General features: G+C 61.5%; 6 protein-coding genes and 1 tRNA gene. 4 read left to right on the top strand and 3 right to left on the bottom strand.

What is annotated here, in order from left to right; all coding sequences use genetic code 11:
- On the bottom strand, nucleotides 1–86 hold an 86-nt coding region (locus ACIQ17_RS29975; RefSeq protein WP_398473101.1), incomplete at its 3' end, for a sulfurtransferase TusA family protein.
- A gap of 64 nt (nucleotides 87–150) precedes the next feature.
- On the opposite strand from ACIQ17_RS29975, the gene mobA reads away from it, so the two are divergent.
- Both mobA and ACIQ17_RS29965 read left to right on the top strand, forming a co-directional pair.
- Entirely contained in the window at nucleotides 151–786 is a 636-nt protein-coding gene (gene mobA / locus ACIQ17_RS29970; RefSeq protein WP_398473099.1) for a molybdenum cofactor guanylyltransferase MobA, read from the top strand.
- A 56-nt stretch (nucleotides 787–842) separates the two neighbouring features.
- Entirely contained in the window at nucleotides 843–2,051 is a 1,209-nt protein-coding gene (locus tag ACIQ17_RS29965) for an ABC transporter substrate-binding protein (RefSeq protein ID WP_398473098.1), read from the top strand.
- Between the two features lie 3 nt (nucleotides 2,052–2,054).
- On the opposite strand, the gene ACIQ17_RS29960 is transcribed toward ACIQ17_RS29965, so the two are convergent.
- Nucleotides 2,055–3,023 (bottom strand): TAXI family TRAP transporter solute-binding subunit, encoded by a 969-nt coding sequence (locus ACIQ17_RS29960; protein ID WP_398473097.1) that lies wholly within the window; start codon nucleotides 3,021–3,023, stop codon nucleotides 2,055–2,057.
- Between the two features lie 158 nt (nucleotides 3,024–3,181).
- Here ACIQ17_RS29960 and ACIQ17_RS29955 point away from each other — a divergent pair, with 158 nt between their 5' ends.
- Nucleotides 3,182–4,168, top strand: coding sequence for a Bug family tripartite tricarboxylate transporter substrate binding protein (locus tag ACIQ17_RS29955; protein ID WP_398473096.1), 987 nt, complete (start codon nucleotides 3,182–3,184; stop codon nucleotides 4,166–4,168).
- A 4-nt stretch (nucleotides 4,169–4,172) separates the two neighbouring features.
- Here the strand turns inward: ACIQ17_RS29955 and ACIQ17_RS29950 are convergent, their stop codons facing one another.
- On the bottom strand, nucleotides 4,173–4,385 hold the full coding sequence (locus tag ACIQ17_RS29950; RefSeq protein ID WP_398473095.1) for a DUF1328 family protein: 213 nt from the start codon (nucleotides 4,383–4,385) through the stop codon (nucleotides 4,173–4,175).
- A gap of 149 nt (nucleotides 4,386–4,534) precedes the next feature.
- Between ACIQ17_RS29950 and ACIQ17_RS29945 the strand changes: the two genes are divergently transcribed.
- Nucleotides 4,535–4,610, top strand: a tRNA-Ile gene (locus ACIQ17_RS29945).
- Nucleotides 4,611–5,848: the final 1,238 nt, after the last annotated feature.

Here is a 5,848-nt window from a genome sequence, read left to right as displayed (position 1 = left end):
ACGGGAAGCGTCCGCAAGGCCTTGCGGGTCATCAGTGCAGGCAGCGGACATTTCAGCCCGGTGAGATCGAGTTTGGTCGCGGTCACGCGAGGGCTCCGATTGATGCGACGGCGTTATATCCGGACGCCGCCGAATGTCATATGCAGCCTTATGACCACAATCGATCAAGAACCCACCCTCGGCCTCGTGCTGGCCGGCGGCCTCGCCCGCCGCTTGGGCGGCGGTGACAAGCCGATGCGCACCATCGCCGGCCGCAGCATGCTGGAACGGGTGATCGATCGCATCGCGCCACAATGTGAAATGCTCATCCTCAATGCGAATGGCGATGCCGCGCGCTTTGCAGCCTTCGGCCTGCCGGTGGTCGCGGATGATGTGTCGGATTTTCCCGGCCCGCTCGCCGGCATTCTCGCGGGACTCGACTGGACGGCCAAAAACCGACCGGACATTCGCCGGGTGCTCAGCGTGCCCGGTGACTGCCCGTTCCTGCCGCGCGACCTCGTTACGCGGATGCATCGTGCGCGCGGCGAGGAGAACGCCCAATTGGCGTTGGCCTCATCGGCCGGCCAAAAACATCCTGTCGTCGGCCTCTGGGATGTCGCGCTCCGACATCCGTTGCGCGACGCACTGGTCAATGAGCAACTCCGCCAGGTCGGCCGTTTCATGGCCCGTTATCGCCTCGCGACGGTGGACTGGCCAACCGACCCTATCGATCCCTTCTTCAATGCCAACACCTCCGACGACCTGACCGAAGCCGAGCGGCTCGCATTGCTCGACGACAAGGGCTGACCTAAGCTCCTCCCAATATGCGGCCGCAAGCGCCGCACTCGATTGGGAGGATTCTTATGCGCGGCACCTGCTTGTCCGTGGTCTCTTCACTCGCCTTCGCTCTCCTTGCCTCGACGGCCTCCGCGCAGGTTTCCGATGACGTCGTCAGGATCGGCGTGCTCACCGACATGAACGGACCGGCGGCGACGCCATCCGGCCAGGGCTCGGTGACAGCGGCGCAGATGGCGGTAGACGATTTTGGCGGCACGGTGCTCGGCAAACCGATCAGCGTCATCGTCGGCGATCACCAACTCAAGCCCGACATCGGCGCTGCACTTGCGCGCAAATGGTACGATGTCGATCAGGTCGATCTCATCGTCGACGTCCCGGTCTCCGCCGTCGGCCTCGCCGTGCAGAATGTCGCCAATGACCGCAAGCGGCTGTTCATCACCCACTCCACCGGCTCAGCCGATTTCCACGGCAAGTTCTGTTCGCCCTATACGATGCAATGGGTGTTCGACACCCGCGCCCTCGCTGTCGGCACCGCGCAGGAAGTGGTGAAGCGCGGCGGCGATAGCTGGTTCTTCATCACCGACGATTTTGCCTTCGGCCATGCGCTGGAGCGCGATGCAGCGGCCGTGGTCACGAAGACCGGCGGCAAGGTGATCGGCAGCGTGCGCCCGCCATTCGGTGCGTCGGATCTGTCGTCCTTCGTGCTGCAGGCACAGGCCTCGAAAGCGAAGATCATCGGCATTGCCGGTGGCCCGCCCAACAACATCAACGAGATCAAGACCGCCGGTGAATTCGGCGTGTTCAAGGGTGGCCAGCAGATGGCGGCGCTGCTCGCGCTGATCACCGACATCGACTCGCTGGGCCTGCAGACCGCGCAGGGCCTGCTGCTGACGACATCGTTCTATTGGGATATGGACGACAAAACCCGCGCCTGGTCGAGGCGCTTCTTCGACAAGATGAAGCGCATGCCGACCATGTGGCAGGCCGGCGTCTATTCATCCACCATGGTCTATCTCAACGCCATCAAGGAAGCCGGCACGGATGATCCGTTGAAAGTCGCCGCCAAGATGCGCGAGAAACCGATCGAGGATTTCTTCGCCCGCAACGGCAAACTGCGCGAAGACGGGCTGATGGTGCATGACCTGATGCTGGTGCAGGTGAAGTTGCCGGAGGAATCGAAATACCCGTGGGACTATTACAAGATCCTCGCCAGGATTTCGGGCGAGGATGCGTTCGGGCCGCCGGATCCGGCCTGTGCGTTGGGGAAGAAGTAAAATCTACTTCACCACCCCGATCTCGCGAAAATACGCCAGCACGCCGGGATGGATCATCGACAGTTCCGGCGCGGCGGCGACGGTGTTGCTCGCCGTCGTCTCCCTGGCCTGTGCGAGCTTCACCCCCAGCGTCGCCTCTGCGCCATGGAGCGTCTTGGCCAGCCGATAGGCGACCTCATCGGGCAGAGTCTCACGCGTAACGATGTAGCTCCACGACCCCACCGAGGCGATCGGCACCGGCTGGTTCGGATAGCTGTTCGCTCCGATCAGCAGCGGCTTCAGGAAGCTGTGTTTGCTGCGGATCTGCGCGATCTCTCCGGCATCGGGCGCAATGAAGCGCGCGCCACCGGGGCTTTCGCTCATCGCCTTGAAGCCCGGCCAGCCGATGCCTGCGCCCCACAACGCCGCAACACGGCCGTCCAGCACCATGGCCGGGCCATCGCCGGCACGGTCGAGATAGATGGCCTGGAAATCCTTGTCCTGATCGAGCCCGAGCCCGTCCAGCACGTAACGCGACAGGAACACCAGCCCCGAGCCTTTGGCTCCGAATGCCACCGGCTTGCCGACGAGATCGCGGATCGTCCTGTACGGACTATCCGCGCGGACCACGAACATGCCGGGATTGGAATACAGCGCCGTCAGTATCTTCAGCCTTGTCGGCGCCCGCTTGATGCCCTTGAAGGCCTCATAAGCGGGCTCGCCGGCCACCAGAGCGAGATCGAGCCTGCCCTCTTCCAGCAGCGGGATGTTTTCGGTGGAGCCCTTCGTGTTCTGTGTTTTCAGCTGCAGTCCGGGATCGGCGGCATTCATCACCTCCGCAAAGGCATCGCCATAGAGCGGAAAGCCACCGCCGGGTGTCGCCGTGCCGAGGCTGAGGATGGTGGGTGACATCACTTTCTCCTGCGCCGTCGCAGCGCCGCCAGCCAGCATCGCACAAGCCAATGCTGCCAGCTTCAAAATCGCTACTCTCATGGAAAATGTCCTGACCCCGCCGATGCCTGCACGCAGCCATAAGTAGGCAAAACCGGATTTCTATGAAAGCATGCGGATAACGGGCAGCAAAGCCCGATCAACGCCGTGCTGCCATGCCGATCAATCGTGCGGGTGCGGCCACAACACTGGGAGGGATCATGTTCGCATCTTTGCGTGCGAGGACGCGTCGCGTCATCGCTGTCTGTGCCATCGCTCTGACCGGTTTCACCGCCACCCCCGCTTCTGCTGCCAGCTATCCGGATCGCCCGGTACGCTGGCTGATCGGCTTCGCCGCCGGCGGTCCGGTGGATATTGTCGCCCGCATCATGGCGCAGTGGCTGTCGGATCATTTCGGCCAGCAGTTCATCGTCGAGAATCGCGCCGGCTCCGGTGGCAATCTCGCTGCCGCCGCCGCGGCGACGTCGGCGCCTGACGGCTACACGCTGCTGTTCGTGGCGCCGAACAATGCGATCTCGACCTCGCTCTACAAGAAGCTGCCGTTCGACTTCATGCGCGATATCGTACCCGTCGCCAGCATCATGCAGCTCACCAACATGCTGGTGGTGTCCAATGCGATGCCGGCCAAGACAGTGAAGGAATTCGTCGATTACTGCCTCGCCAATCCCGGCAAGATCTCCTACGCCTCATCGGGCAATGGCACTTCGGTGCATATGTCGGCCGAATTGTTCAAGGCGATGACGAAGTGCGACATGACCCATGTGCCCTATCGCGGCTCGGCCATCGCCTTCCCTGACATCATCTCCAACAAGGTGCAGTTGATCTTCGACAACCTGCCCACTGCGCTCGAGCAGTCCCGCGGCGGCAGCGTCCGCGCCCTCGGCGTGACGTCACCGCAGCGCTGGCCGAGCGTCCCCGACATTCCGGCCATCGCCGAGACGGTACCGGGCTTCGAATCCGTCGGCTTCTACGGCATCGGCGCCCCCAAGGGGACGCCGCCGGAGATCATTGCCACGCTCAACACGGCAGTGAACGAAGCGCTGAAGGATCCGAAGCTGATTGCCCGCCTTGCCGACACCGGCGGCGTGCCGAAGCCGATGACGCCCGAGGAATTCGGCAAGCTGGTCGGCAGCGAGACCGAGAAATGGCGCAAGGTGGTGGACTTCGCCAAGGTCTCGGTGGACTGACGGGCTAGACGCTGACGGCAACGATGGCGGGCAGCAGCTCCGAGCTGCTGACCGCCCCTGCCACCAGATAGGCGAAGCCGAGCAACAGCAGGAAGCCGACGAAGAACAGGCCGAACAGGATCAGCGAGATCTTCTTGGCGAAGGCGGAGATATTGGTGAAGCCGAGACCGCCGGCAATCAGCGATATGATCAAAGAAATGATGGCCCAGCGCAGCATCCCGGCTTCCCCCGCTTTGAAAATGCGGACGAAAACGCCGCCTGCGCATCAAAGTTCCACGACCGCCCTCCCCGCCATTGAACGGCAGCGGCGAGCCATATAAGGAAAGCAGGCACCGCCGTCCCCGCGCACTCGCGCCGGACGCCGGCGGGCCTGTAGCTCAATGGTTAGAGCCGACCGCTCATAACGGTCTGGTTGCAGGTTCGAGTCCTGCCGGGCCCACCAATGATTTCAGATAGTTTGTACGGACTACGAAAGAACGACTCGATCCCGACTTAAGAACGACTCGGTTCCTCCTGTAAGAACGGATCGTTTTCTCGATCTTCTTGAGATCACTGGCTGAATCTCGCCATTTTTTTTCACGCCGCGCTTGGCGTTCAAAAAAATAGGGGGAGGGGCATTTCCCGCTTCCAGAGTGTTTGCGCTACCGAAGCCGATCTTCTGCGGGACCAAAGAGGATTATTCCCAGAAATCGGCTTTGCCAGAACGTCGGTCTCTTATCAGTCTCGACAGTCTTCCGTCACAAAAGGCACGTCGGAGAGCGGGGCCGACCAGAACCTCGCAACTATCGGGCGCAATGCCAAGTTAGCCAAAGCGCGGCTTGAAAGATGGCGCAGGGCATATGTCCAGCAGCTACACCGCATGGCCGAACCGAAGAAAGGTCAGCCACGCAAGGCCCGAGCGGAACGGGCCTGCGCTCCGGCTCAAGCAGATGAAGGTCGAGAGGCCAACGCCGACCGATATACCTGCAATGCTACGGCGCCGCGGTGAGGGACCGGCCGTTTAGCGGATCAACCTCAATTTTAGGCTCAGCCGCCAGTCGGATTTCCATCAGCGTCACGTTCTCATGAGTTGTTCCCCGGTAGGCGACCGGCATCGAGATTCTCGCCTTTGCCACGCTTTATAGTTTGACGCGCAATAGACCAAAACCGGAGCACTTTTGGCCGCGGCGAAGATCGAAGTTGCGTTGGAAATCTGTTGGGAATTCCCATCCAAGTTCAAGCACGACACCCGCACCAGTCTTAAACGAAACTCGAGTGCTTTCGCGGGAAACCGTAGAGGTAGAACTGCCCAAATTCGAGGATACCTCTCGGCTTCGCGAACTGCTGGCTTGCCATGCTGCACTCCTGCTGGACTGAAAAAACCATTCGGATGCGCACAGCACAGAGGCAACGACCTCAACATCGGCAGTAACCGCAATCATCCAATCACTTTATCATGGGAAACCGCAATCAAGGAGTTTTCTGCAGCCTTTGGCGCTGTGCGATAAAAGTCGCCCCGCGAGCGGTTGGTTAGCTTCCTTGTCTACGCCCCCTACCGCGCTTTACAATTCTGGGGCTTCTGGCGGGGCCTTTGTCCCGCGATTTGTCGGCGCCCGCACCACTATTGCAGAAGACCTCTCCCGGCTCGCTCTTGCAAGGCAAGCGCTTGAGGTTCCTGCTTAGCGGCCAAGGTTCATGCCC

This window comes from Tardiphaga sp., from assembly GCF_044340795.1.
GTDB lineage: Bacteria > Pseudomonadota > Alphaproteobacteria > Rhizobiales > Xanthobacteraceae > Tardiphaga.
The sequence above is the reverse complement of the archived record's forward strand: the minus strand, read 5'-3'. Positions and strand labels throughout refer to the sequence as shown.

Bases quoted from the DNA above. Each gene is read 5' to 3' on its own strand.
- mobA (WP_398473099.1), top strand. From the start codon at position 151: ATGACCACAATCGATCAAGAACCCACCCTCGGCCTCGTGCTGGCCGGC.
- ACIQ17_RS29965 (WP_398473098.1), top strand. From the start codon at position 843: ATGCGCGGCACCTGCTTGTCCGTGGTCTCTTCACTCGCCTTCGCTCTC.
- ACIQ17_RS29960 (WP_398473097.1), bottom strand. From the start codon at position 3,023: ATGAGAGTAGCGATTTTGAAGCTGGCAGCATTGGCTTGTGCGATGCTG.
- ACIQ17_RS29955 (WP_398473096.1), top strand. From the start codon at position 3,182: ATGTTCGCATCTTTGCGTGCGAGGACGCGTCGCGTCATCGCTGTCTGT.
- ACIQ17_RS29950 (WP_398473095.1), bottom strand. From the start codon at position 4,385: ATGCTGCGCTGGGCCATCATTTCTTTGATCATATCGCTGATTGCCGGC.